The 1808-nt window shown below is 30.5% G+C and carries 3 protein-coding genes and 1 pseudogene; all 4 read right to left on the bottom strand.

Annotation, left to right across the window (positions count from 1 at the left end; all coding sequences use genetic code 11):
• A pseudogene (locus tag ACRDDY_RS06415) lies at positions 1 to 250 on the bottom strand (serine protein kinase); the annotation flags it as partial.
• Between the two features lie 130 nt (positions 251 to 380).
• Entirely contained in the window at positions 381 to 1514 is a 1134-nt protein-coding gene (locus ACRDDY_RS06410) for a glycerate kinase (RefSeq protein WP_438564143.1), read from the bottom strand.
• A complete protein-coding gene (locus tag ACRDDY_RS06405) occupies positions 1511 to 1639 on the bottom strand; it encodes a sugar diacid recognition domain-containing protein (protein ID WP_438564142.1) in 129 nt (42 codons plus the stop codon). Before ACRDDY_RS06405 ends, ACRDDY_RS06410 begins: the two co-directional genes overlap by 4 nt.
• A gap of 44 nt (positions 1640 to 1683) precedes the next feature.
• On the bottom strand, positions 1684 to 1797 hold the full coding sequence (locus ACRDDY_RS06400; RefSeq protein WP_438564144.1) for an HRDC domain-containing protein: 114 nt from the start codon (positions 1795 to 1797) through the stop codon (positions 1684 to 1686).
• Positions 1798 to 1808 lie beyond the last annotated feature (11 nt).

Here is a 1808-nt window from a genome sequence, read left to right as displayed (position 1 = left end):
AGAAATTATCTTTAAAAAATCCATATTTTCTTATTATTTCATTTCCATAAATTCTTTTAACTTTATAGTTTTCTTCTCCTTTTAATACCTCTACTCCCTTTTCAGAAATCTTATCATATAACCTTTTATGTGATAGCTTCGCTATATCTGGGTTTTCTTTTACTATTTCTAAATAATCTAAAAATGTACCATTAAACTTTTCCTTTTCTCTATTGTCTCTATCGGTTTGTATAAACTTTCTAAAATCCATAATACAATCCCCTCCTTTTTACTTAAAATATATTCTTAAATCTCCACCTTATATGACAAAAAAAAAGAATTAGAAATCTATTTTTCTAATTCTTTCAACTTTAATTTACATATTACTTATTAAAACACATTTACATATTTATGATTCTCACCACATTTTCAACTGTTTTTTCTAAGTTTTTTTCTCCCTTTTTAAGGGCTGTATCTAACTCTGTAATCTCCCTCATTATGCTAAACATCCCATCAATTCCAACTTCATAAAGATTCTCTGAACCCTCTTCTACTTTTCCTGCAAAGGCTATCACTTTTACATTTTCTAATTTTGCTATTTTTGCTACTCCCATTGGCGTTTTTCCAAAGATAGTTTGTGAGTCTATGGAACCTTCTCCCGTAAATACATAATCTGCATTCCTTACTTTTTCTTTTAATCCACTATGTTCTATTACTAAATCTACACCCCTTTTTAACTTTCCATTTAAGAATGCTAAAAATGCTGCTCCAAGTCCACCTGCTGCCCCGCTTCCTTCTACATCTTTAACTTCTATTCCTAAATCTTTTTTTATAATTTTTGCATAATTTGTAAGAGCCTTATCTAAAGTTTCTACCATTTCTTCTGTTGCACCTTTTTGTGGTCCAAAAATTCTTGATGCTCCAAACTCTCCAACTAATGGGTTTGTTACATCACAAGCAACTTCTATAGATATATTTTTAATCCTTTTATCTAAACCTTTTATATCTATTCTTTCTAATTTTAAAAGTTCTTTTCCTCCAAAACCTAACCCCTTACCTTCTTTATCATAAAATTTTACTCCAAGTGCCATAAGCATTCCTGCTCCACCATCATTTGTGGCACTTCCACCTATGCCTATAATAATATTTTCTACACCTTTATTTAAGGCGTCTAATATTATTTCTCCTGTTCCATAAGTTGTAGCTAAAAGTGGATTTCTATTTTCTCTTTTTACAAGACCTATTCCACTAGCTTGTGCCATCTCTATAACTGCTCTTTTTCCATCTCCTAAAATTCCATATAAAGCACTTATTTTTCTATCATCTGCCATTGGTGGTGTTACCATTACTTTTTCAAATCTTCCATTAGTTCCATTAACTAGTGCTTCAACTGTTCCTTCTCCCCCATCTGCCATTGGAACCTTTATACACTCTGCATCTTTAATAACTTTTTTAATTCCTCGTTCCATAGCATTACATGCTTCTTTTGATGTCATACTTTCCTTAAATGAATCTGGTGCTAATACAAATTTCATAAATTTCTCCCTCTGTTTTCCCCTTTAGCTATTATGATAGCCTTCTTGTCCATTATATTTACATTGTAAGGTAGTATATCCATCATTTTATCTAAAACAATTTGGGCAAGCTCTTTACTTAACATAATAATCCTCCTTATAAAATTAAGATGAAACCTTTAGCTTCATCTTAACTTCTATTTACTATATTTAATAATTCATCACCATATTTTAAAAGTTTCTTTTCCCCCATTCCACGGATACTCATAAGTTCATCCTTAGTTTTCGGCTTTATATTTGCTATATTTATTAAAG

It is taken from the genome of Clostridium sp. (genome assembly GCF_051656525.1).
Taxonomy (GTDB): Bacteria; Bacillota; Clostridia; order Clostridiales; family Clostridiaceae; genus Clostridium.
This window is presented reverse-complemented; position numbering and strand designations above follow the sequence as displayed.